Origin of the sequence: Enterobacter sp. 01-M-02-SI-ECC (genome assembly GCF_047530595.1) — a bacterium.
In the GTDB taxonomy this organism is placed as follows: Bacteria; Pseudomonadota; Gammaproteobacteria; order Enterobacterales; family Enterobacteriaceae; genus Enterobacter; species Enterobacter cloacae_M.
This window is the reverse complement of record NZ_JBLKCZ010000012.1, coordinates 58,337-81,593: the sequence shown is the minus strand read 5'-3', so window position 1 is coordinate 81,593 and position 23,257 is coordinate 58,337. Positions and strand designations below refer to the sequence as shown.

At 56.1% G+C, this 23,257-nt stretch carries 18 protein-coding genes; 9 read left to right on the top strand and 9 right to left on the bottom strand.

Features of this window, described 5'->3' with window-relative positions; translation table 11 throughout:
* Window position 1 precedes the first annotated feature (1 nt).
* On the top strand, window positions 2-1,411 hold the full coding sequence (gene cycA / locus ACMWLG_RS16130; protein WP_045402271.1) for a D-serine/D-alanine/glycine transporter: 1,410 nt from the start codon (window positions 2-4) through the stop codon (window positions 1,409-1,411).
* Window positions 1,412-1,507: 96 nt separating this feature from the next.
* Here cycA and ytfE read toward each other — a convergent pair whose 3' ends face one another.
* Window positions 1,508-2,170 (bottom strand): iron-sulfur cluster repair protein YtfE, encoded by a 663-nt coding sequence (gene ytfE / locus ACMWLG_RS16125; protein ID WP_045402273.1) that lies wholly within the window; start codon window positions 2,168-2,170, stop codon window positions 1,508-1,510.
* Between the two features lie 243 nt (window positions 2,171-2,413).
* Between ytfE and ACMWLG_RS16120 the strand changes: the two genes are divergently transcribed.
* Window positions 2,414-4,063: a methyl-accepting chemotaxis protein gene (locus ACMWLG_RS16120; protein WP_045402276.1), complete on the top strand. Its 1,650-nt coding sequence runs from the start codon at window positions 2,414-2,416 to the stop codon at window positions 4,061-4,063.
* A 79-nt stretch (window positions 4,064-4,142) separates the two neighbouring features.
* Here ACMWLG_RS16120 and ACMWLG_RS16115 read toward each other — a convergent pair whose 3' ends face one another.
* From ACMWLG_RS16115 to ACMWLG_RS16105, 3 genes are all read right to left on the bottom strand, one after another.
* Window positions 4,143-5,108: a DMT family transporter gene (locus tag ACMWLG_RS16115; protein WP_045402278.1), complete on the bottom strand. Its 966-nt coding sequence runs from the start codon at window positions 5,106-5,108 to the stop codon at window positions 4,143-4,145.
* A gap of 75 nt (window positions 5,109-5,183) precedes the next feature.
* Window positions 5,184-6,008 carry an AraC family transcriptional regulator gene (locus ACMWLG_RS16110; RefSeq protein WP_045402280.1) on the bottom strand — a complete coding sequence of 275 codons (825 nt, stop codon included), beginning with the start codon at window positions 6,006-6,008 and terminating at the stop codon, window positions 5,184-5,186.
* Between the two features lie 48 nt (window positions 6,009-6,056).
* Entirely contained in the window at window positions 6,057-7,100 is a 1,044-nt protein-coding gene (locus ACMWLG_RS16105) for a GlxA family transcriptional regulator (RefSeq protein ID WP_047634512.1), read from the bottom strand.
* A gap of 254 nt (window positions 7,101-7,354) precedes the next feature.
* Here ACMWLG_RS16105 and ACMWLG_RS16100 point away from each other — a divergent pair, with 254 nt between their 5' ends.
* On the top strand, window positions 7,355-9,205 hold the full coding sequence (locus ACMWLG_RS16100; protein WP_414763004.1) for a beta-ketoacyl synthase: 1,851 nt from the start codon (window positions 7,355-7,357) through the stop codon (window positions 9,203-9,205).
* 93 nt (window positions 9,206-9,298) lie between these two features.
* Here the strand turns inward: ACMWLG_RS16100 and ACMWLG_RS16095 are convergent, their stop codons facing one another.
* Window positions 9,299-10,147 (bottom strand): SDR family oxidoreductase, encoded by an 849-nt coding sequence (locus ACMWLG_RS16095; protein ID WP_045402288.1) that lies wholly within the window; start codon window positions 10,145-10,147, stop codon window positions 9,299-9,301.
* An 84-nt stretch (window positions 10,148-10,231) separates the two neighbouring features.
* Here ACMWLG_RS16095 and ACMWLG_RS16090 point away from each other — a divergent pair, with 84 nt between their 5' ends.
* Entirely contained in the window at window positions 10,232-10,618 is a 387-nt protein-coding gene (locus tag ACMWLG_RS16090) for a winged helix-turn-helix transcriptional regulator (RefSeq protein WP_045402291.1), read from the top strand.
* A gap of 98 nt (window positions 10,619-10,716) precedes the next feature.
* Here ACMWLG_RS16090 and ACMWLG_RS16085 read toward each other — a convergent pair whose 3' ends face one another.
* Window positions 10,717-12,660: a bifunctional 2',3'-cyclic-nucleotide 2'-phosphodiesterase/3'-nucleotidase gene (locus ACMWLG_RS16085; RefSeq protein ID WP_045402295.1), complete on the bottom strand. Its 1,944-nt coding sequence runs from the start codon at window positions 12,658-12,660 to the stop codon at window positions 10,717-10,719.
* A gap of 190 nt (window positions 12,661-12,850) precedes the next feature.
* Between ACMWLG_RS16085 and cysQ the strand changes: the two genes are divergently transcribed.
* Entirely contained in the window at window positions 12,851-13,591 is a 741-nt protein-coding gene (cysQ, locus tag ACMWLG_RS16080; RefSeq protein ID WP_045402298.1) for a 3'(2'),5'-bisphosphate nucleotidase CysQ, read from the top strand.
* Here the strand turns inward: cysQ and ACMWLG_RS16075 are convergent.
* A complete protein-coding gene (locus ACMWLG_RS16075) occupies window positions 13,585-14,142 on the bottom strand; it encodes a YtfJ family protein (protein ID WP_023310161.1) in 558 nt (185 codons plus the stop codon). The genes cysQ and ACMWLG_RS16075 overlap by 7 nt on opposite strands.
* A gap of 324 nt (window positions 14,143-14,466) precedes the next feature.
* On the opposite strand from ACMWLG_RS16075, the gene ACMWLG_RS16070 reads away from it, so the two are divergent.
* Window positions 14,467-14,673 carry a DUF1107 domain-containing protein gene (locus ACMWLG_RS16070; protein WP_008501430.1) on the top strand — a complete coding sequence of 69 codons (207 nt, stop codon included), beginning with the start codon at window positions 14,467-14,469 and terminating at the stop codon, window positions 14,671-14,673.
* Window positions 14,674-14,743: 70 nt separating this feature from the next.
* On the opposite strand, the gene ACMWLG_RS16065 is transcribed toward ACMWLG_RS16070, so the two are convergent.
* Window positions 14,744-16,081 (bottom strand): hemolysin family protein, encoded by a 1,338-nt coding sequence (locus ACMWLG_RS16065; RefSeq protein ID WP_023310162.1) that lies wholly within the window; start codon window positions 16,079-16,081, stop codon window positions 14,744-14,746.
* Between the two features lie 253 nt (window positions 16,082-16,334).
* Window positions 16,335-16,976, bottom strand: a complete 642-nt coding sequence (gene msrA, locus ACMWLG_RS16060; protein ID WP_023310171.1) for a peptide-methionine (S)-S-oxide reductase MsrA — start codon at window positions 16,974-16,976, stop codon at window positions 16,335-16,337.
* Between the two features lie 223 nt (window positions 16,977-17,199).
* Here msrA and tamA point away from each other — a divergent pair, with 223 nt between their 5' ends.
* The 3 genes from tamA to ACMWLG_RS16045 are packed head-to-tail and all read left to right on the top strand — an operon-like array spanning window position 17,200 to window position 23,053.
* Entirely contained in the window at window positions 17,200-18,933 is a 1,734-nt protein-coding gene (gene tamA / locus ACMWLG_RS16055) for an autotransporter assembly complex protein TamA (RefSeq protein ID WP_045402302.1), read from the top strand.
* Window positions 18,930-22,706 carry an autotransporter assembly complex protein TamB gene (gene tamB, locus ACMWLG_RS16050; RefSeq protein WP_045402305.1) on the top strand — a complete coding sequence of 1,259 codons (3,777 nt, stop codon included), beginning with the start codon at window positions 18,930-18,932 and terminating at the stop codon, window positions 22,704-22,706. The genes tamA and tamB overlap by 4 nt, the downstream gene beginning before the upstream one ends.
* A 2-nt stretch (window positions 22,707-22,708) precedes the next feature.
* A complete protein-coding gene (locus tag ACMWLG_RS16045; protein ID WP_014830431.1) occupies window positions 22,709-23,053 on the top strand; it encodes a gamma-glutamylcyclotransferase in 345 nt (114 codons plus the stop codon).
* The last annotated feature ends 204 nt before the right edge of the window (window positions 23,054-23,257 follow it).

Below are 23,257 nucleotides of genomic sequence, written 5' to 3'. Positions count from 1 at the left end.
CATGGTAGATCAGGTCAAAGTCGCCGCTACAGAAGAGGCGACGTCTGAACAGTCGCTACGGCGCAATCTTACAAACCGTCATATTCAGCTCATTGCGATTGGGGGTGCCATCGGTACCGGGTTGTTTATGGGGTCAGGCAAAACCATCAGTCTCGCCGGGCCGTCGATCATCTTCGTTTATATGATCATCGGTTTTATGCTCTTCTTCGTGATGCGTGCAATGGGTGAACTGCTGCTCTCGAACCTCGAATACAAATCCTTTAGCGACTTCGCTTCTGACCTGCTCGGGCCGTGGGCGGGCTATTTCACCGGCTGGACCTACTGGTTCTGCTGGGTCGTCACCGGTATGGCGGACGTCGTGGCGATTACCGCCTACGCGCAGTTCTGGTTCCCGGGGCTGTCGGACTGGGTCGCCTCGCTGGTGGTCATTGTTCTGCTGCTGAGTCTGAACCTCGCCACCGTTAAAATGTTCGGTGAGATGGAGTTCTGGTTCGCGATGATCAAAATCGTGGCGATTGTCGGGCTTATCGTCGTGGGTCTGGTGATGGTGCTCACCCACTTCCAGTCACCAACGGGCGTTCAGGCGTCGTTTACCCATCTGTGGAATGACGGCGGCTGGTTCCCGAAAGGCATTAGCGGCTTCTTTGCCGGCTTCCAGATCGCGGTATTTGCGTTCGTGGGCATTGAGCTAGTGGGCACGACGGCAGCGGAGACCAAAGATCCCGAGAAGTCTCTCCCGCGCGCGATTAACTCTATTCCGCTGCGTATCATCATGTTCTACGTCTTCGCGCTGATCGTCATTATGTCCGTGACGCCGTGGAGCTCCGTGGTGCCAACCAAGAGCCCGTTCGTTGAGCTGTTCGTGCTGGTAGGCCTGCCTGCCGCCGCGAGCCTGATTAACTTCGTGGTGCTGACCTCTGCGGCGTCTTCCGCGAACAGCGGCGTTTTCTCCACCAGCCGTATGCTGTTTGGCCTGGCACAGGAAGGCGTGGCGCCGAGCGCGTTCGCCAAGCTGTCGAAGCGCGCGGTACCGGCAAAAGGGTTGACCTTCTCCTGCATGTGCCTGCTGGGCGGCGTGGTGATGCTCTACGTAAACCCAAGCGTGATTGGCGCGTTCACCATGATTACCACGGTCTCGGCGATCCTGTTTATGTTCGTCTGGACCATTATCCTCTGTTCCTATCTGGTGTATCGCAAACAGCGTCCGCACCTGCATGAGAAGTCGATCTACAAGATGCCGCTGGGCAAGCTGATGTGCTGGGTGTGCATGGCGTTCTTCGTCTTCGTGCTGGTTCTGCTGACGCTGGAAGATGATACCCGTCAGGCACTCATCGTCACGCCGCTATGGTTTATCGCGCTGGGGCTGGGCTGGGTGTTTATCGGTAAGAAACGTATGGCAGGCGTAAGGTAAAAGCAAAACGGCAACTTCGGTTGCCGTTTTTAGTTTTTGCACCTTCTCCCCGTGGGAGAGGGGCGGGGTGAGGGCATCAGGCCGCAGCGGCCTTTTTTATTCCCCAGCTAATGCCCGCGGGAACAGAACGTTGTTCTCAAGACTGATGTGTTCCATCAGGTCGTCAATCAACTCGTTAATGCCGTTGTACATCGCTTTCCACGTTGTGCACGCTTCTGGCGGCGGCGTGACGTTGTGGGTGGTGTGTTTGATCACTTCCAGCAGTTCGCCTGCATCATCATGCTCGCTTTCCATCACGCTGATAGGCCCCATCGCCTGGCTTCCCATTCCCTGCTTAATCATCGGGAAGAGGATCTGCTCTTCTTTCATCATGTGGCTGGAAAGCTCTTCGTGCAGCAGGGTCAGGTATTTCGCCAGACCGCGCGGTACGGACGGTTTGTCGGCATGGACGCGCTCAACTTTGGTTGCCTGCAGGATCAGTTCCGGCAGCTGCTCACGGTGACGGTCATGGTAACGCACGATGATATGGTCGATGATTTCAGCGAGTGGGGCGGCTCGCCAGTCTTTGTCGACGGGCTGCTGGGCCAGCAGCGCCAGCTCTGATTCAATCACCTCAACGTCCAGCTCTTTTCGTGAGGCCGCACGCGCCAGGGTTTGCTTACCGCCGCAGCAGTAATCCATATCGTATTTACGAAACAGCGCAGAAGCGCGAGGAATGGAGAGCGCCAGCTCACCAAGGGGTTGTTCGCGAAAGGCCATAGCAGTTACCTCGTCATCAATAATATAAGGTGCATATTAAATGCATCTTTAAGCCAGCGCTATAACCCTTTAGAGGGAAGGGGGAAGTGAGATGTAGATCACAAAAAAATACCCCGTTTAACTCTCTGAATGGGCTCAGGAAAGTGGTTTAGAAACTTTTTAAAGGTGTAGAAACAGTAAACAACCCGCCGCGCCTGCCGATATATCCACGTCAGACAAACCTGCATATAACAAAGGCAACGCATGTTTAAACGTATAAAAGTCATTACCCTTCTGATTTCGGTGCTGCTTGTGCTCGGCATCATGCAAGTGATTTCCGCGGGTATCTTTATCAACGCGCTGAATAACGATAAAGACAATTTCACCGTGTCGCAGCTCTCCAGCAAGAACGTGGCGGAGTTTACCGATGCGTGGATCAGCCTGAACCAGGCGCGCGTGACGCTGAACCGCGGGATGCTGCGTCTGCAAAGCAGCATGGCCTCTCAGATTAACGGTGGGCAGCTCAATGAGCTGGTCAACACGGCGAAAAATCTGCTCGCCGATGCGCAGGTCCATTACGATAAATACTATGCCCTGCCAAATACGCCGGGCCTGGACGAGAACCTGGCCAAGCGTCTGGAGGAGCAGTACCGCATTTACTCCTCAACGCTGACGCAAATGAACGTCCTGCTGAGCCAGGGCAATCTGGAAGACATGTTCAAACAGAACGCGGAGCAAAAGCAGACTGCGATGCAGGCGGTTTACCGTGAATGGCGTGAAGCGCAGGCAACGCTTACCGATAAAGGCATCCAGGACAATGAAAGCGACTACAAGCGCATCCTGTGGATCCTCTCTGCGGTTATGCTACTGGTGATTGTGGTGATTATCTCCAGCTGGGTAGCCATGCGCCGCGTGCTGCTGCTGCCTCTGGAAGAGGTGATTAACCATATTCGCGCCATTGCGGCAGGGGATTTAACCCAGCCGATTCAGGCTGAAGGTAAGAACGAAATGGCTATCCTGGCGCGCAACGTTCAGGAGATGCAGACCTCGCTGGCGAACACCGTGGGCGTGGTGCGTGAAGGCGCAGATACGATTTACACTGGTGCCGGTGAAATTTCTGCCGGCAGCAACGATCTCTCTTCCCGTACCGAGCAGCAGGCCGCGTCTCTGGAAGAGACGGCAGCCAGCATGGAACAGCTGACGGCAACCGTGAAGCAGAACGCCGATAACGCGCGTCAGGCGTCCCGTCTGGCGCTGGACGCCTCCTCAACGGCGAAGAAGGGCGGTAACGTGGTGGAAGGCGTGGTGCGTACAATGGACGAAATCGCCACCAGCTCCAGTAAAATCGCGCAAATTACTAACGTGATCGACGGTATTGCCTTCCAGACTAACATTCTGGCGCTGAACGCGGCGGTGGAAGCGGCGCGCGCGGGCGAGCAGGGCCGTGGTTTTGCGGTTGTGGCTGGGGAAGTGCGCACTCTCGCCCAGCGCAGCGCCCAGGCGGCGAAAGAGATCAAAGCGCTGATCGATGATTCCGGCGAGCGCGTGAACGCGGGCTCCCAGCTGGTTAACGAAGCCGGGGAGACGATGGCGGAGATCGTCAATGCGGTCACCCGCGTCACCGACATCATGGGTGAAATTGCCTCGGCCTCTGACGAGCAGAGCCGTGGTATCGATCAGGTGGGCCAGGCGGTAGCCGAAATGGACCGCGTGACCCAGCAGAACGCCTCGCTGGTGGAGGAGTCTGCGGCCGCGGCGGCGGCGCTGGAAGATCAGGCTGCACGCCTGAACGAAGCGGTGGCGGTGTTCAAAATCACCCGCAACCAGGCGGTCAAAGCGGCGCCGGTGAAAACCTATGTGCCCAAAGCGCAGCCCGTAGCGGCGGCGTCTGAAGGGAACTGGGAAACGTTTTAAGGACTTGCCCGGTGGCGGTTACGCCTTACCGGGCCTACGATTTTGTAGGCCCTGCAAGCGCAGCGCCGCTGGGCAATGCTTACACCTCCGACGCCGGAACGACCCTCGGTTTTTCCGGCTTCGCTCTTACCGCCATCACCACTCCCACCACCAGCAGCGCGATCCCGCAGGCCGTAAATAGCGGCGGCACGCTCTGACGCATCAGGAAGGTATAAAGCAGTCCGGCCAGGGTTTCGAAGACAATCAGCGGCCCTAAAATCACCGTTGGCAGCTTCTGGCTGGCAATGTTCCAGCACAGCGCGCCCACCCATGAGCACAGCACCGCAATCGCAACCATCAGACCGATAAACACCCAGGGTCTTGGCCCGAAGGGCTGGGCGAAGTCTGGCAGTTGATGGCCTAACCAGATGCACGCCCCGGCATAGCCCACCAGCGAGACGGGCAGCGTGACCAGCGCCTGCGCCGTCGCCCACATCATCGGATGCTTGTCCGGGTTCTCCCGCAGCCAGCGCGCGTTGCGCAGGGCATACCATGCCCAGCACGCCACGGAAATGAACGCCAGCACAATGCCAGAGCCGTAACGCCACAGGTCAACATCCGCCTGCCCGTGACGCAGCTCGGCAATATTGACGCATACCAGCCCCACGGCGGTGCATACCAGCGCCGGCGCCATTTTAGACCACGCCAGTTTGCCATCGCGCTGGCTGTAGAGCAGGTTAGCAAAGACGGGGATGACGACCGGCAGCGTGCCGATAATCATGGTCGATACCGGCGCACCGGTACGCTGAATGGCGCTCGCGAGGCAAACGTAATAGATAAGATTGCCCATCATGGTCAGCGCCAGCGCGGTGGCCCAGTCCTGACGGCTGAGCTGACGCAAGCGCGCGCGTCCCAGCCACGCCAGAGGCAGGGCAATCAGCCCCAGCGCCAGATAACGTCCGGTCGACTGCAATATTGCCGGATACTCGGGCACGATCAGCGGGCCGACGAAAATCAGACCCCACATCATCCCGGCCAGCAGGGCATACAACACTCCACTAATCATTTTTCCATCCACAGGTATTTACGCTGTATGCAGTGTAGGAGGGGAAAATACGCGCGTATTGTATGAGATTGCGCATTAGCGCCGGATGACTTGCTTCTGGTAGCGCACGGGCGTAATGCCGTAGCGGCGGGTAAACGCGCGGGTGAGATGCGACTGATCGGTCAGCCCGGTTGCGGCGGCGACCTCTGCGGCGGGCATGCCGTGCGTGAGGAATGCTTTGGCGCGCCAGAGGCGAATGGCCATCAGCATCTGATGCGGCGTCACGTGAAAATGGGCTTTGAACTGGCGCTGAAAATGATACGGGCTGAGCGAAACGACGCTGGCCAGCTCGTCAAGCGTCAGGGGGTGCATGTAGTTGTCGTGCAGGTACTCGCGTACGCGTTCGAAGCGGTGCGCGCCCTCCTGAATCACCGGCGCGTGATGGGCCAGCGGCTGGAAGGTCTCAATCAGATCCAGCAGTAATCCTTTTTGCACAAGCGGATCGTCCGTGTGCCACAGGCCGTAAATCAGCCTGCCGATTTGGTGTGAGCGCAACGGGTCATGGCGGGTCACGTCGCTAAACCACCAGTGGCTGAGGCCGGTCACCTCTTCAAGCAGATCGGGTTCGATATAGACCATCCGGTAGCGCCAGCCGCCCTCGGTGGCGGATTCACCGGTGTGGATCTCGTCCGGGTTCATGGTAACGACGGATTTTTCCGCCGCGAGATGCTGGGTACCGCGATAGCGAAAGCGTTCGGCACCGGTTTCAATCGTGCCGATCCCGAAGGCTTCATGGGTGTGAGGCTCAAAGGCGTAGTCAGAAATGTGCGCGTGGTACAGCTCCAGGCCCGGCAGCTGCGCCAGATGGCGAAAGCGCGCGCTGTCTCTTTCATCATTAAACTGTTCCGGTACGCCTTGCACGTTGAACCTCCTCGTGGTCATCTTTTCATTATCAGAGATGACCGGCGTTTATGCACTAAACATCTTTGCCCGGACGGTCTTACGGTAATCCCCCGGTGAAACCGTTGTTTTATGCTTAAACTGGCGATTAAAGTGCGCAATATCCTGATATCCCACCGCATTGGCGATCTCCTGAATGCACAGATTGGTGGATTGCAGCATTGTCATGGCGGATTCAATTCTGGCGGTTAATAAATACTGCAGGGGGGATATGTCGGTGGCATTTTTAAAGCGACGGTTGAAGTTGCGCAAACTCATGCCAGCCATATCGGCAAGATTCTGCATGGATATATCCGAGGCGCAGTTGGCTTTTATCCAGGTTTGAATTTGAACAATATCTTCATCCGGATGCGGTTTGTTTTCTTCACTGTAACACTGGCGATCAAACTGACTACGAATTTCATGGAAAAATGTCCGTTGTGTATGTGTGGCCACACGTTTCCCGTATATCGTTTCGATAAAATGAATCGTCAGATCTGACAGGGCCTTAACGCTGGCGGCACAGTAAATATTTTCGGCCTGCGTGAGAAAATGTTTGGTTTGTAATTTTACGCTGGGGTAGTCGCGCGAGAATTGTTTGAAGTAGTGCCAGTGGGTGGTGGCGGGCTTTCCGTTGAGCAATCCCGACTCCGCCAGAAAACAGCAGCCCGTTCCGACAGCGGCGATACGAGTTCCTCGCACAGCCTGCTCGGTCAACCATTTCAGAAGTTCAGGCTTTTGTCTGACCACTGCTCGAGGGTTGCGCCACAGGGCAGGAAGATAGATAACGTCATAGTGCCTGTCTGCGGCAAGCGTAGTATCGGCGGTAATGCTAAAGCCACTTTGCGTCAGGATGGGCTCGTTATTTATGCCAATAGTATGAACTTTCAGTATATTCTCCGGACGACAGAGCCTGAACGCAGATGTCTCCGTTTTGTGCGTGTCTGCGTGGGATGTTGTTTTTTGCTCGGCTAAATAGCTGCTGGCTGCGGCTTTCCACATTTCAATCGGCAGACTGAGACCGGAACTTAGCATGCGTTCACATAACACAAATCCAATTTGTGTATTTGTCATTTTCGATTAATACCTGTTTTGACTATTATTTTTGGTGACTCATCGTTGCCCTGGCCAAAAAAGTCAGCATTTTGGCTGGATTTTCATATTAGCTTTTGTCGGTAATTTGTAAACTAATATCTGAAATTATCGCATTTGCACAATATAAATCCACGACCACTAAAGGATGAATTATGGTGAAATTACCCGTAATAACGGATTTTGGCGGCTATAGTCCAGCTGGTCGTAGTTCTTTTCATCATGCATTTCGCCGAATGATTATTAATTCATTATCGGAAGAGGAAAGGCAGGAGACGTTATTATCGTTAGCTATTCTGATGGGCGTGCTTAAATATTATGAAGGTGGGTATTGCGACATTTCAGGTAAAAGATTTACGCCCGCTCAGGCTGCCGCGAAGATAAAAGACGAGACGCTGGAAGGAACCCTTATCAGAATAATTACGCGCGACTATTTTGATGTCGATGCTATCACCAGCCATGCAAAATTGAATATGGTTTCTGGCGAAGAAGGATTCAGCTTTAATATCTCTGCCAGACAGTTACCGCATCCCTTACCGGCGGGATGGCAGGTTGAGGAATTAGCGGATCGGCGCGTGCGTATTACCGTTCAGGGAGAGATGGACTGTAAAATTGAGGCGTTGTTGCGCACGGAGGTTCAGGCTGCAGGTTTGCTGCCGCAGGGATTCCGGCCGGGTGACCATTACAATTCGCAGTTCCATCCGCGGGCGTTACAAATGGCGATTGTCGGGGCATCGGACGCCATCAACGCTCTGGGGATCCCGTGGCGCGAGATACAGGCAGCGATCGCGCCGGATCAGCTCGGGGTCTATTCGGGCAATATCATGGGACAGCTCGACGATTATGGCTTTGGCGGTATGCTCCAGTCGCGCCTGAAAGGCCAGCGCGTCAGCGCCAAACAGTGTCCGCTGGGCCTGAACAGCATGTGCGCTGATTTCCTCAATGCGTATGTGCTGGGTAGCGTTGGCCATACCAGCGCCACGCTGGGGGCGTGCGCCACGTTTCTGTATAACCTCAATGCGGCAGTCGAAGATATCAAAGCGGGGCGCATTCGCGTGGCCGTTGTGGGCAGTGCCGAAGCGCCGGTCACCTCCGAAGTGATTGAAGGATTCGACGCCATGGGCGCCCCGGCAACGGAGAGCAAGCTTAAGCATATTGATGAAACGGAAACGCCCGGCTGGCGCAGCAGCAGCCGTCCTTTTGGCGACAGCTGTGGTTTTGTGATCGCAGAATCCAGCCAGTATGTCGTGTTAATGGACGACGAGCTGGCGCTGCAGCTTGGGGCAGAGATCCATGGTTCGGTGGGGAATGTCTTTATCAACGCTGACGGCTTTAAGCGTTCTATTGCCTCACCGGGACCGGGGAACTACATCACCATGGCGAAAGCCGTGGCTTCGGCAGTGTCGATGGTCGGAATGGAAGCGGTGCAAAAGGGATCGTTTATTCAGGCGCACGGTTCAAGCACGCCGAAGAATTGCGTCTCCGAGGCCGATATTTTTGACCGCGTTGCGCAAGCCTTTGCGATCCGCGACTGGCCGGTGACGGCGGTGAAATCGTATCTCGGTCACTCCCTGGGACCCGCCAGCGGCGACCAGCTCATCAGCTGCCTCGGCGTCTTCCGCTATGGCATTTTACCGGGAATTAAAAGCGTGTCCCACATCGCGCCGCAGGTGAACAACGCGCGCTTAGCCATTCCTCTTCAGGACTGCAAATTAGAGGAAGACCAGGGACAAATCGCCTTTATTAATTCAAAAGGCTTTGGCGGTAATAATGCCACGGGGGTGGTTTACTCGCCAAAGCTTACCCATCAATGGTTGCGCAAACGCTATGGGGACGCTGTGTTTGCGGAATATCAGCAGAGTAACCGCCAGGTGCGACGTCAGGCTAACGCGTACGACGAGGCGGCGTCGCAGGGTGAACTCAATGTCATTTATCTGTTCGGACAGCAGGGAATAAATGAGGAAGATATTAAGATTGATATGAATGGCATCACCATTCCCGGATTTGAAAAGCCGATAACGTACGCGACGGATAAACAATACCCGGACTTTTATTCGTTATCTCTGTTTTTAATATTAATAAAATAAGGTGCCTGTATTTTCTCAGGCACCTTATTTTTGCGCAGCATAGCGTGCCGGGTAAGATGAATGACCCGGCCGCAGGAAAAAACGCTCAGGCAGTTACAGAATAGCTTTAATGCTCTGCGCCAGCGGCGTCGTTGCGCGCCCGATCAGTTTGCTCAGCGTATGGCTATCGTCAAAGAGTCCCCCTTTGGACGCACCCACATCGGAGTCCGCCAGCATATCTGCCAGCCCGGCAGGCAGGCCGACGCTTTTCAGCGCGGCGGCAAAATCCGCTTCACTGAGATTCTGATAGGCTACCGGCTTCCCGCTCTGTTTGCTGAGTTCTGCCGCCAGTTCGCTCAGCGTCCAGCCTTGGTCGCCCGCTAGTTCATAGATCTTGCCCGCGTGGCCCTCTTCTGCGATCACTTTCGCTGCCGCCGCGGCATAGTCTGCACGGGTGGCAGAGGCAATTTTGCCTTCGCCTGCCGCACCAATAAACACGCCGTGTTCCAGCGCAGGCGGCGCGCTCGCCAGGTAGTTTTCGGTATACCAGCCGTTGCGCAGCAGGGCATAAGGAATGCCGGACGCCGCCAGCGCTTTTTCAGTGGCAACGTGTTCAACGTGCAGGCCCAGTGGGGAGTTGTCCGCATGCAGCAGGCTGGTGTAGGCGATAAATTTCACGCCAGCCGTTTTGGCGGCGTTAATGACGTTCTGGTGCTGGGTCGCGCGCTGGCCGACTTCGCTGGAAGAGATCAGCAGCAGCTTATCCACGCCGCTCAGCGCGGCGGTGAATGCGGCTTCATCCGTGTAGTCCGCCTGACGAACCACAATTCCCTGCTGGCTTAAGGCCTGCGCTTTCGCCGGGTTACGTACGATGGCCACAATCTGGCTGGCCGGTACGGTTTTCAGCAGCTGTTCGATAACGAGATGGCCAAGCTGGCCGGTAGCGCCGGTAATCGCGATCATGATGAATCTCCTTCGTGTTTGTCTGGTGTTGTGGCACACTAGCACCATAGCTAACTTTTAGTAAGTACGTACAAAAAGGTAAGTATGAAAACAACGATACCGACGCTCAGCGAACTCGTGCGCGATGGCAATCTTTTCGCGGAACAGTGCCCTTCACGCGAAGTGCTCAAACACGTCACCAGCCGCTGGGGTGTCCTGATTCTGCTGGCCCTGCGCCAGGGTACGCATCGCTTTAGCGATCTGCGCCGTAAAATGGGCGGGGTGAGCGAAAAGATGCTGTCCCAGTCACTCCAGGCGCTGGAGCTGGACGGGTTTGTCGATCGCATGTCGTATCCGGTGGTGCCGCCGCACGTAGAGTATAGCCTGACCCCGCTGGGGATTGAGGTCAGCGAGAAAGTCGCCGCGCTGGCGGACTGGATTGAGGTGAATACGCCGAAGGTGATGGCGAACAGGGACGATCGTGCGGCTTAAACGCCGGATATATGCGGCCTGATGCCCTCACCCTGACCCTCTCCCACAGGGAGAGGGAACAAACACGAAAAACGGCAACGCATGCCGCCGTTTTGTTTTTACTTGCTCAAATCCACCTGATAAATCGCGAACCCAATATCATCCGTTGCGACCTTCTTCATCGGATACTGGGCTTTATCCTTGATAAACGCGGCTGCCTTATCGGATGGCGACGTTTCGAAGCGGATATCCAGTTTCGTATCGCTGTGGATCGGCGCGAGACGCCAGTTGTTGTCCACTGCCGGATGAATTTCGCCCGCCTTCTTCGACTCCGCGCTGATCCACGCCGCCAGCACCGAGCGGTTCTCGTCCGGCGAGGCAAAGGCGATGTGGCTATCTCCCGTACCAGCAAACTTACCGCCGTAGGCGCGGTAGTTATTGGTCACGACCAGGAAGGTGGCATTCGGGTCAATCGCCTTGCCGTTGAAGGTCAGGTTTTTGATGCGCTCCGCCTGCGAGTTGATCGCCTGACACTCGCCGTCATATTTCGCCGGCTGGGTGACGTCAATCTGGTAGTTCACGCCGTCGATCACGTCGAAGTTATAGGTACGGAAGCCGTCCCAGTTAATCAGCGACTGCGGCTTACTGCTGTGCGGGTCAATCTGGTTAAACTGTCCGGCAGAGCACTCCAGCCACTCTTTCACCTCCTGGCCCGTCGCTTTTACCACCACCAGCGTGTTCGGGTAGAGGTAGAGATCGGCGGCGTTACGGAAGGTCAGCTGGCCCTTTTCGACTTCAACATAGCTTGCCGGGTCGTTCTTACGTCCGCCCACCTTGAATGGCGCAGCGGCTGACAGAACCGGCAGTTTTGCCAGATCCGGATCGCCCTGCACAAAGTGTTCGGCATAGGCTTTCTGCGCCATGTTGACGACCTGAACGGTCGGGTCATCCTGCACCAGCGCCAGGAAGCTGTACATGTTGTCGGCGGATTTGCCGATCGGCTTGCTGACGAATTCGCGCGTGGCGTCGTGATCGTGCTTTAGCACGTCGACCAGTTTTTTATCTTCCGCCGCCAGAGATTTTTTAGCCGAAGCGTCGTAAATCGGGCGCGCTTCGGCTTTTGACTGCGTCACCTTCCAGCTGCCGCCGTCGTTATTCAGCACCAGATCCACCACGCCAAGATGGTCGCCCCACATGCCCGGCATCACCGACGGCACGCCGTTGAGCGTCCCTTTCTCAATGTCCGCCCCTTTGATGCTGGCGAAATCTTTGCCCGGGAAGACCGCGTGGGCGTGGCCGAACAGGATCGCGTCGACGCCCGGAACTTCACTCAGATAGTAAACGGAATTTTCTGCCATGGCCTGATACGGATCGGCGGAGAGACCCGAGTGGGCGACAACGACTACCAGATCGGCGCCTTTTTCGCGCATTTCCGGCACGTATTTTCGCGCGGTTTCGGTGATGTCGTTAACGGTCACTTTGCCGTCGAGGTTGGCTTTATCCCACGTCATGATCTGCGGCGGCACAAAGCCGATATAGCCGATTTTCAGCGTCTGTTTTTTACCGTCCTGGTCGACGACGTTTGTCTCTTTAATCAGATAAGGGGTAAAGAGCGGATTTTGGGTCTTAACGTCGATGATATTGGCGTTAACGTACGGGAATTTCGCACCAGCGAGCGCATCGTGCAGGTATGTCAGACCGTAGTTGAATTCGTGGTTACCGAGGTTGCCGACGGTATAGTCCAGGGTGTTCATCGCTTTATAAACAGGATGGATCTCGCCTTTTTTCAGCCCCCTGGTCGCCATGTAATCCCCGAGCGGACTGCCCTGAATCAGATCGCCATTGTCGACCAGCACGCTGTTTTTCACTTCGCCACGCGCCGCATCGATCAGGCTTGCCGTGCGTACCAGGCCGAATTTTTCCGTCGGGGTATCTTTGTAGTAGTCGAAGTCCATCATGTTGCTGTGCAGATCGGTCGTTTCCAGAATACGCAGATCTACCGTCGCCGCCTGCGCGCTCGCTGCAATCAGCGTCGCCAGAAGCGTTGCACTAAACTTAATCATCAGAGGAGTCCTTTTTTCGATGCAGAGCACAAAAGAGTATGTATCTATAGCTTGTTGCTTACAGAAATGTGAATCCTGACAGAAAAAAGTAGCCTGAAACCGGAATTGCTTCACAGATAGCGGAATTGTTCACATTACGATATAACTAAAACAAAGAGTTAACCTCACTGCGTTAACAAAGAGGTGGAAAATGCTAGATAAAATTTGTCAGCTCGCACGGGATGCGGGAGATGCCATCATGCAGGTGTATGACGGCAGTAAACCTATGGAGGTGGTCAGCAAAGCCGACGACTCTCCGGTCACGGCGGCGGATATCGCGGCGCATAAGGTGATCCTGAAAGGGTTACAGGCCTTAACGCCGGACATCCCCGTTCTGTCAGAAGAAGCGCCGCAAAGCTGGGACGAGCGCCAGCACTGGCAGCGCTACTGGCTGGTCGATCCGCTGGACGGGACAAAAGAGTTCATCAAGCGCAACGGTGAATTCACCGTCAATATCGCCCTGATTGAGAAGGGCAAAGCGGTGCTGGGCGTGGTCTACGCGCCGGTAATGAAGGTGATGTACAGCGCTGCAGAAGGGAAGGCGTGGAAGGAAGAGTGCGGCGTGCGCAAGCAGATCCAGGTGCGCGATGCGCGTCCGCCGCTGGTGGTGATTAGCCGCTCGCACAGCGACAACGAACTGCAGGAGTACCTGCAGCAGCTGGGTGAACACCAGACCACCTCGATTGGCTCATCGCTGAAATTCTGCCTGGTGGCGGAAGGCCATGCGCAGCTCTACCCTCGCTTTGGGCCAACCAACGTCTGGGATACCGCGGCAGGTCATGCCGTTGCCGCGGCCGCCGGGGCGCATGTTCATGACTGGCAGGGCAAGCCGCTTGACTATACCCCGCGTGAATCCTTCCTCAACCCCGGCTTCCGCGTCTCTATCTACTGAGCCAGCAGCTTATGCAGCAGGTCGACAACCTGCTGCACCTCTTCCTGGGTTAACGCGCCGTCTTTCGCCCACTGTACGCGGCCCTCTTTATCCAGCACGATAATCGCGGAGCTCTCTTCCTCCAGCTGCCAGGCCTTACGGGTTACGCCGTTGCTGTCGACGATAAACTGCGACCACGGGTAGAGCTTTTTATTGCTCTCAAGACTGGAGCGCACAAACATTCCGGAGCCCGGAATGGCGTCGTCGGTGTTAACAATGGTGGTCGTCTGGTAGCGGTCGTGAGGGAATTTTGCGGCCTTGATCGCTTCCACCAGGTTGGCATTTTTCTCTTTTGCGGATGTACGACCGGCAATATGTTGTACAACTCTCACTTTGCCCGCGAGCTGCGCGCTATTCCAGGGTTTGTAGCTAAACTTATCATTGTCGAGAATCAATTCTCCCCGGTCAGCAATGCCGACTGGCGGTACACGTTGTCCTTTTTCAATGTTGTGAGCGGAAGCCCACAGGGGCAGCAGCAGACAGGCTGCTGCAAGGATATTACGTAGGGTCATGGCGTTTCCTTATTGTTTGCAGGTGATCCGACCACTTGGTCTTGCGCTTTTAATCATAAGTGCGATCAATGTGGTTTTCCCGCAATCCGGATGCCAGTTTGCGGGCGAACGCACATATCCATGAAAAAACGACGGCTTATACTGCGCCCGGTCACGCTTTGCAAAGATTATTCTGAATAATTGTAATCAAACGGTAAATAAACTTATGCACACTGGGTAACACCGTAGTTCTGGTCTATAGTCATTGGGCATTAAAATTTGCGCTCAGGACAGTCGGGCCGATTGTGGCACCGCAAGAGCGTATGATTCGCAGGAGATACAAGAATGAAAATTTTCCAACGCTACAACCCGCTTCAGGTGGCGAAGTACGTGAAGATCCTGTTCCGTGGACGGTTGTATATCAAGGATGTTGGCGCTTTTGAGTTTGATAAGGGCAAGATCCTTGTCCCAAAAGTGAAGGACAAACAGCACCTGTCTGTGATGTCCGAAGTCAACCGTCAGGTTATGCGTCTGCAGACTGAGATGGCTTAACCAACGTGCTATGCAGTAGTTAAAAAAACGGCTCCCAATGGGAGCCGTTGATGTTTGTGGGGCCAGAATCTTACGCCGACACCTTCTCTTCCGCGTCCGGCAGCTTTGGCACCAGTACGGTCGGTTTGTTGTCGATGCGCGTCACCAGCAGCTGGTCGATGCGGTAGTTATCAATATCCACCACCTCAAACTTGTAGCCGGAGAACTTCACCGAGTCGGTACGTTTCGGGATCTTACGCAGCATAAACATCATAAAGCCGCCGATGGTCTCGTAGTTACCGGACTGCGGGAACTCGTCGATATCCAGCACGCGCATCACGTCTTCAATCGGCGTGCCGCCATCAATCAGCCATGAATTATCGTCACGCTGAACAATCTGCTCTTCCAGCCCCTGGCCAACCAGGTCGCCCATCAGCGTGGTCATCACGTCGTTCAGGGTGATAATACCCACCACCAGCGCGTATTCGTTCATGATAACCGCGAAGTCTTCCCCAGCGGTTTTGAAACTTTCCAGCGCTTCTGAGAGCGTCAGGGTGTCCGGCACAATCAGGGTGTTACGGATCTGCACGCCGCTGTTAAGCGCCAGGCTCTGGTTTGCCAGCACGCGGTTCAGCAGGTCTTTGGAGTCGACGTAACCGATGATGTGGTCAATATCCTCATTACAGACCAGGAACTTAGAGTGCGGATGCTGCGCCACTTTGTTCTTCAGGCTCTGCTCATCTTCATGTAAATCGAACCAGATAATGCTTTCACGGCCCGTCATGGAAGACGGCACGGTACGGGATTCCAGTTCGAATACGTTCTCAATCAGCTCGTGCTCCTGCTTGCGCAGCACCCCGGCCAGCGCGCCGGCTTCTACTACCGCATAGATGTCGTCAGAGGTGATGTCGTCTTTACGCACCATAGGCAGCTTAAAGATGCGGAAAATCACGTTCGCCAGGCCGTTGAAGAACCACACCAGCGGACGAAACACGTACAGACAGAAGCGCATCGGGTTGATGATACGCAAAGCCACAGCTTCTGGCGCAATCATACCGATGCGTTTCGGAGTCAGGTCTGCAAAGAGGATGAACAGGCCGGTTACCAGCGAGAAGGAGAGGATAAAGCTGAGCTGTTCGGCCAGTTCAACGGACATGTACTTAACAAACAGACTATAAAACGCCGGGGAAAACGCCGCATCACCCACGATACCGCCGAGAATGGCGACCGCGTTGAGGCCAATCTGCACCACGGTGAAGAACATCCCGGGGTTTTCCTGCATTTTCAGGATGCGGGTGGCATTGATGTTGCCTTCATCGGCAAGCAGCTTCAGTTTGATTTTACGGGACGCGGCCAGCGAGATCTCAGATATCGAGAAAAACGCGCTGACGGCAATCAGACAAAGTATTACTAAAATACTGTTTAACATAGTTTATCCGGCTTATCGCCAGATCCTCAGAAGGGGAGTTGATACCATTTGTGTGAAAACACATTGAAAATCAGCTCGTAGCGTTGAGCCGATTATTTCAGCGGGTAGTATAGCGTAAAGAGATGTAAATCTGCCAGAGGTCACAATTTGGCGAAGATGGCTGGCGGGGGCGGCTGGTGGATGGATGTTAAGCTATGAGACAACGCTGTCGCTTCTTTGAGCGCCACGCGGCTCGCGTGGCGCTGGGTAGGTATCAGGCCAGCTGTGGCGGCAGGCAGACGCCGATGCCTCCGATGCCGCAGTAGCCGTACGGGTTTTTATGCAGATACTGCTGGTGATCGTCCTCGGCATAGTAGAACGGTTTCGCGGTGGTGATTTCGGTCGTCACCTCGCGCGTGTCGCCCGCTTCACGCATGGCCTGCTGGAAACGCTCAAGGCTGGCGCGCGCGGCGGCATCTTGCTCCGGCGTGAGCGGATAAATGGCCGAGCGATACTGTGTGCCGTGGTCGTTGCCCTGACGCATGCCCTGCGCCGGGTCGTGGTTCTCCCAGAAGACCTGCAGCAGCTGTTCGTAGCTGATTACCGCAGGGTCATAGACCACGCGCACCGCTTCCGCATGCCCGGTTTCGCCGGAGCAGACTTCGCGATAGGTAGGATTCGGCGTGTAACCGCCCGTGTAGCCAGCCGCCGTGCTGTAAACGCCGGGGAGTTGCCAGAAGAGGCGCTCAACGCCCCAGAAACAGCCCATGGCGAACAGGGCGATTTCCATTCCCTCCGGCACGTTGGTCATGGAGTGGTTATTGACGGCGTGTAAGGTCGCCACAGGCATAGGGGTGTTGCGTCCCGGTAATGCATCAGCTTGTGAAACCAGATGCTTTTTGTCGAATAAACTCACGATGGGGCCTCCCGGGGTGCGATGTTTCAGTTAAGGTTGTCACGAAGCGTTTAATTGAACACAATAAATGCGCTGAATCAGTCTAGATTTAATCATAAGAAATATTTGGGTGTTACACCCATTTTCAACCCGCGATTCGGGTTTTTGGCCACAGGCCGTATTTTGCCGCGGAGCGGCACTTCATTTGCTTCCAGGGTGGAAACAGGGATATTCAGGAGAAAACGTGACAAAAATCCGCCAGTTATGTTTAGTCAGTGTGTTGCTGACAAGCGGGATTGCCAGCGCGGCGAATGTCCGTTTGCAGGTTGAGGGGTTATCCGGGGCGCTACAAAAAAACGTGCGTGCGCAGTTGTCGACCATCCAGAGTGATGAGGTGACGCCGGACCGGCGTTTTCGCGCGCGCGTGGATGACGCCATCCGTGAAGGGCTGAAAGCGCTGGGGTATTACGAACCCACCATTGATTTCGATCTCCGCCCGCCGCCAAAGAAGGGGCGCCAGGTCCTTATTGCCCGCGTTTCGCCGGGTGAGCCGGTACTGATTGGCGGTACGAACGTCATCCTGCGCGGCGGGGCGCGTACCGACCGGGATTATCTGGACCTGCTCAGCACGCGGCCGAAAATCGGTACCGTGCTTAACCACGGTGACTACGACCATTTCAAAAAAGAGCTGACGAACGTTTCCCTGCGTAAGGGCTACTTTGACAGCCAGTTCAATAAAAGCCAGCTGGGCATTGCGCTGGAGAGACGTCAGGCCTTCTGGGATATCGACTACGACAGTGGAGAGCGCTACCGCTTTGGCGACGTGACGTTTGAAGGTTCGCAAATTCGCGAAGAGTACCTGCAAAACCTCGTGCCTTTCAAAAAAGGGGATTACTACCAGTCGAGCGATCTCGGAGAGCTGAACCGACGCCTCTCCGCTACCGGCTGGTTTAACTCCGTAGTTGTCGCACCGGAATTTGAGAAGTCTCGCAAAACCAAGGTGTTGCCGCTGCATGGCGTTGTCTCGCCGCGCACCGAGAACACCATTGAGACCGGTGTTGGCTACTCGACGGATGTTGGACCACGCGTGAGAACCTCGTGGAAAAAACCGTGGATGAACTCGTACGGTCACAGCCTGACCACCAGCCTGAGCCTCTCTGCGCCCGAGCAGCAGCTGGATTTCAGCTACAAAATGCCGCTGCTGAAAAATCCGCTTGAGCAATATTACCTTCTGCAGGGCGGTTTTAAGCGCACCGACTTGAACGACACCAAGCAGGACTCTACGACGCTTGCGGTCTCACGCTTCTGGGATCTCTCCAGCGGCTGGCAGCGCGCCATTAACCTGCGCTGGAGCCTGGACCACTTTACCCAGGCCAACGTCACCAATACCACCATGCTGCTTTATCCGGGCGTGATGATCAGCCGTACCCGCTCGCGCGGGGGCCTGATGCCGACCTGGGGCGACTCACAGCGCTACTCGATCGATTATTCCAACTCCGCCTGGGGCTCCGACGTGGACTTCTCCGTCCTGCAGGCGCAAAACGTCTGGATCCGCACGCTGTATGACAAACACCGCTTTGTGATGCGCGGCAATCTCGGCTGGATTGAAACGGGAGACTTCGAGCGCGTTCCGCCGGATCTGCGCTTCTTCGCCGGGGGCGACCGCAGCATTCGTGGGTATAAGTACAAATCGATCTCACCTGAGAACGAAAAGGGCCAGCTGACCGGTGCGTCAAAACTGGCGACGGGATCGCTGGAGTATCAGTACAACGTCAGCGGAAAGTGGTGGGGCGCCATGTTTGTTGACGGCGGTGAAGCGGTGAACGATATCCGCCGCAGCGACTTTAAAACCGGCGCGGGCGTGGGCGTACGCTGGCAGTCTCCAGTCGGACCCATCAAGCTCGACTTCGCCGTGCCTGTCGGCGACAAAGATGAACACGGATTACAGTTTTACATCGGTCTGGGGCCTGAATTATGAGTTTATGGAAGAAAATAAGCCTCGGGGTGCTGATTTTTATCGTGCTGCTGCTCGGTACGGTGGCGTTTCTGGTGGGAACGACGACCGGGCTGCATCTGCTGTTTAACGCTGCGAACCGCTGGGTGCCGGGGCTGGAGATTGGCCAGGTTACGGGCGGCTGGCGCGATCTGCGTCTGAAGAACATCCGCTACGAGCAGCCGGGCGTGGCGGTGAACGCCGGGGAGTTCCACCTGGCGGTGAAGCTGGGCTGCCTGCGTGACAGCAAGCTCTGCGTCAACGATCTGGCGCTAAAAGACGTCAACGTGGCGATAGATTCGAAAAAAATGCCGAAGTCTGCGCCGGTCGAGGAGGAGGACAGCGGCCCGCTGAATCTCTCCACGCCGTACCCGATCGCGCTCTATCGGGTCGCGCTCGATAACGTCAATATCAAAATCGACGACACTACCGTGTCCGTGATGGATTTCACCTCCGGCCTGCGCTGGCAGGAGAAAAACCTCACCCTGACGCCGACGTCCCTGCAGGGATTGCTGATCGCGCTGCCGAAGGTGGCCGACGTGGCGCAGGAAGAGATCGTCGAGCCGAAGATCCAGAATCCGCAGCCGGAAGAAAAGCCGCTGGGCGAAACGCTGAAAGATCTCTTCTCGAAGCCTGTGCTGCCGGAAATGACCGACGTTCATCTGCCACTAAATCTCAACATCGAGGAGTTCAAAGGCGAGCAGCTGCGCCTGACCGGCGATACCGATCTGACGGTCTATAACATGCTGCTGAAAGTCAGCAGCATTGACGGCAACATGAAGCTCGACGCGCTGGATATCGACACCAATCAGGGCTCGGTGAATGCGTCGGGGAATGCCCTGCTGCGCGACAACTGGCCGGTGGACATTACGCTTAACAGTGCCCTCAACATCGATCCGCTGAAAGGCGAAAAGGTGAAGGTCAAAGTGGGCGGGGCGCTGCGCGATAAGCTGGACGTCGGGGTGAATCTCTCCGGCCCGGTGGACATGGTCCTGCGCGCACAAACGCAGCTGGCGGAAGCCGGGCTGCCGCTCAATCTTGAGGTTGTCAGCAAGCAGCTTTACTGGCCCTTCACCGGCGAAAAGCAGTTCCAGGCCGATGACCTGAAGCTGAAGCTGAGCGGCAAGATGACCGACTACACGCTCTCGTTCCGCACCGCCGTGAAGGGGCAGGGCGTGCCGCCCGCGAACATCGCGCTGGATGCGAAGGGCAACGAACAGCAGGTCAACCTCGACAAGCTGACCGTCGCGGCGCTGGAAGGTAAAACCGAGCTGACCGCGCTGCTTGACTGGCAGCAGGCGATCAGCTGGCGCGGCGAGCTGAAGCTGACGGGCATTAACACCGCCAAAGAGGTGCCGGACTGGCCGTCGAAGCTGGATGGCCTGATTAAAACCCGCGGCAGCCTGTACGGCGGTACGTGGCAGATGGACGTGCCGGAAATCAAGCTCACCGGGAACGTGAAGCAGAACAAGGTTAACGTTGAAGGCTCGGTAAAAGGCAACAGCTATCTGCAGTGGGTTATCCCGGGGCTGCACGTGGCGCTGGGCCGCAACACGGCGGATATCAAAGGCGAGCTGGGGGTGAAGGATCTCAACCTGGACGCCACCATCGACGCGCCGAATCTCGACAACGCCCTGCCGGGTCTGGGCGGCACGGCGAAAGGTCTCGTGAAAGTGCGCGGTACGGTGGAGGCACCGCAGCTGCTGGCGGACATTACCGCCAATAACCTGCGCTGGCAGGAGCTGAGCGTTGCCCGCGTCCGCGTGGAAGGGGATGTGAAATCCACCGATCAGATCGGCGGTAGCCTGAACCTGCGCGTGGAGCGCATTTCTCAGCCGGACGTGAACATTAGCCTGGTCACCCTGGACGCCAAAGGGAACGAGAAGCAGCACGACCTCCAGCTGCGCGTGCAGGGCGAGCCGGTCTCCGGCCAGCTTCACCTCACCGGCAGCTTCGACCGCAAGGAAGAACGCTGGAAAGGGACGCTGGACAACACCCGCTTCAATACGCCGGTCGGGCCGCTGGCGCTCTCGCGATCCATTGCCCTCGACTACCGCAATGCCGAGCAGAAGATCAGCATTGGGCCACACTGCTGGACCAACCCGAATGCGGAGCTGTGCGTGCCGCAGACCATCGATGCGGGTGCGGAAGGGCGTGCGCAGATCAACCTCAATCGCTTCGATCTGGCGATGCTGAAGCCGTTTATGCCGGACACAACCCAGGCCAGCGGCGTCTTCAGCGGGAAAGCCGATGTGGCCTGGGACACTACCAAAGAGGGGCTGCCGCAGGGCAGCGTCACGCTGTCAGGGCGTAACGTGAAGGTGACGCAGGAGGTCAACGACGCGCCGCTGCCGGTGGCTTTCGACACCCTGAACCTGAGTGCCGATCTGCATAACAATCGCGCACAGCTGGGGTGGACGATCCGCCTGACCAACAACGGTCAGCTGGACGGGCAGGTCCAGATTACCGATCCGCAGGGACGACGTAATCTGGGCGGCAACGTCAACGTCCGTAACTTCAACCTGGCGATGGTGAACCCGATTTTCGCGCGCGGGGAAAAAGCGGAGGGTATGCTGAACGCTAACCTGCGGCTGGCCGGTAACGTGCAAAACCCGCAGCTGTTCGGTCAGATGCGGCTCAGCGGCGTGGATATCGACGGCAACTTCATGCCGTTTGACATGCAGCCCAGCCAGATAGCGATGAACTTCAACGGCATGAGCTCGACGCTGAGCGGCTCGGTATTGACGCAGCAAGGGCAAATCAACCTGAGCGGCGACGCGGACTGGAGCCAGCTAGACAACTGGCGCGCCCGTATTGCCGCGAAGGGCAGCAAGGTGCGCATCACCGTACCGCCGATGGTGCGCCTGGACGTCTCGCCTGATGTGGTCTTTGAAGCCACGCCAAGCCTCTTCACGCTTGACGGACGCGTCGACGTGCCGTGGGCGCGCATCGTGGTTCACGACGTGCCGGAAAGCGCGGTCGGCGTCTCAAGTGATGAAGTTATGCTCAATGAAAATCTGAGACCTATAGAACAGAAGAGCGCGGGCATACCGATTAATAGCAACCTTATCGTGCACGTGGGGAATAACGTGCGGTTGGATGCGTTTGGGCTGAAGGCGAGGCTCACGGGCGATCTGAAAGTGGCGCAGGATAAACAGGGGCTTGGCCTGAACGGGCAGATCAATATTCCTGAAGGGCGTTTCCACGCCTATGGTCAGGATCTGATTGTGCGCAAAGGCGAGCTGCTGTTCTCCGGTCCACCGGATCAGCCCCTGTTGAACATCGAAGCGATTCGTAACCCGGAAGCGACGGAAAACGACGTCATTGCTGGCGTTCGCGTCACCGGTTCTGCCGACGAGCCGAAGGCGGAGATCTTCTCTGACCCGGCGATGTCGCAGCAGGAAGCTCTCTCTTATCTGCTGCGTGGACAAGGTCTGGACAGCGGACAAAGCGACAGTGCGGCGATGACCTCGATGTTAGTGGGTCTGGGGGTTGCACAAAGTGGGCAGGTTGTGGGTAAAATCGGCGAGACGTTCGGCGTAAGCAATCTGGCGCTGGACACCCAGGGCGTGGGTGACTCCTCGCAGGTGGTGGTCAGCGGCTATGTACTGCCGGGTCTGCAGGTAAAATATGGTGTGGGGATCTTTGACTCACTGGCAACTCTCACGTTACGCTATCGCCTGATGCCCAAGCTATATCTGGAAGCAGTGTCCGGCGTAGACCAGGCACTTGATCTGCTCTATCAGTTTGAGTTTTAGCAATGCGAATATTTGTCTACGGCAGTTTACGAACCAAGCAAGGCAACAGTCACTGGATGACCAATGCCCTGCTGCTGGGGAATTACAATATCGAGAACTACCAGTTGTACAGCCTGGGCCACTATCCAGGCGCGGTTCCGGGCGAAGGAACAGTACAGGGTGAAGTCTATCGTATTGATAACGCGACGCTTGCCGAACTTGATGCCTTGCGCACCAGGGGCGGTGAATACGCACGCCAGTTGATCCAGACGCCGTACGGAAGTGCGTGGATGTACGTCTACCAGCGTCCGGTCGAAGGGTTAACGCGGATTGTAAGCGGTAACTGGTTAGACAGAGACCAGTACTGAAAAAAAACAACGCCACCGTGAGGTGGCGTTGTTTTTTTATTCTTTCAATTCTCTTCTGTATCCCGGCGTCGGGTTAAAAACAGAGGAACGAACAGCATGATGTACGGGGCAATAAGCCATAAAAAACACAAGGCTCGTGAACGGCCATAGTAGTTTATGCACCGTGTATTGCTTGAAATGACGGGCAGAAAAAACAGTAAAAAC

Coding starts and splice junctions, on each gene's coding strand:
- cycA (WP_045402271.1), top strand. CDS start 2: ATGGTAGATCAGGTCAAAGTCGCCGCTACAGAAGAGGCGACGTCTGAA.
- ytfE (WP_045402273.1), bottom strand. CDS start 2,170: ATGGCCTTTCGCGAACAACCCCTTGGTGAGCTGGCGCTCTCCATTCCT.
- ACMWLG_RS16120 (WP_045402276.1), top strand. CDS start 2,414: ATGTTTAAACGTATAAAAGTCATTACCCTTCTGATTTCGGTGCTGCTT.
- ACMWLG_RS16115 (WP_045402278.1), bottom strand. CDS start 5,108: ATGATTAGTGGAGTGTTGTATGCCCTGCTGGCCGGGATGATGTGGGGT.
- ACMWLG_RS16105 (WP_047634512.1), bottom strand. CDS start 7,100: ATGACAAATACACAAATTGGATTTGTGTTATGTGAACGCATGCTAAGT.
- ACMWLG_RS16100 (WP_414763004.1), top strand. CDS start 7,355: ATGATTATTAATTCATTATCGGAAGAGGAAAGGCAGGAGACGTTATTA.
- ACMWLG_RS16095 (WP_045402288.1), bottom strand. CDS start 10,147: ATGATCGCGATTACCGGCGCTACCGGCCAGCTTGGCCATCTCGTTATC.
- ACMWLG_RS16090 (WP_045402291.1), top strand. CDS start 10,232: ATGAAAACAACGATACCGACGCTCAGCGAACTCGTGCGCGATGGCAAT.
- ACMWLG_RS16085 (WP_045402295.1), bottom strand. CDS start 12,660: ATGATTAAGTTTAGTGCAACGCTTCTGGCGACGCTGATTGCAGCGAGC.
- cysQ (WP_045402298.1), top strand. CDS start 12,851: ATGCTAGATAAAATTTGTCAGCTCGCACGGGATGCGGGAGATGCCATC.
- ACMWLG_RS16075 (WP_023310161.1), bottom strand. CDS start 14,142: ATGACCCTACGTAATATCCTTGCAGCAGCCTGTCTGCTGCTGCCCCTG.
- ACMWLG_RS16070 (WP_008501430.1), top strand. CDS start 14,467: ATGAAAATTTTCCAACGCTACAACCCGCTTCAGGTGGCGAAGTACGTG.
- ACMWLG_RS16065 (WP_023310162.1), bottom strand. CDS start 16,081: ATGTTAAACAGTATTTTAGTAATACTTTGTCTGATTGCCGTCAGCGCG.
- tamB (WP_045402305.1), top strand. CDS start 18,930: ATGAGTTTATGGAAGAAAATAAGCCTCGGGGTGCTGATTTTTATCGTG.
- ACMWLG_RS16045 (WP_014830431.1), top strand. CDS start 22,709: ATGCGAATATTTGTCTACGGCAGTTTACGAACCAAGCAAGGCAACAGT.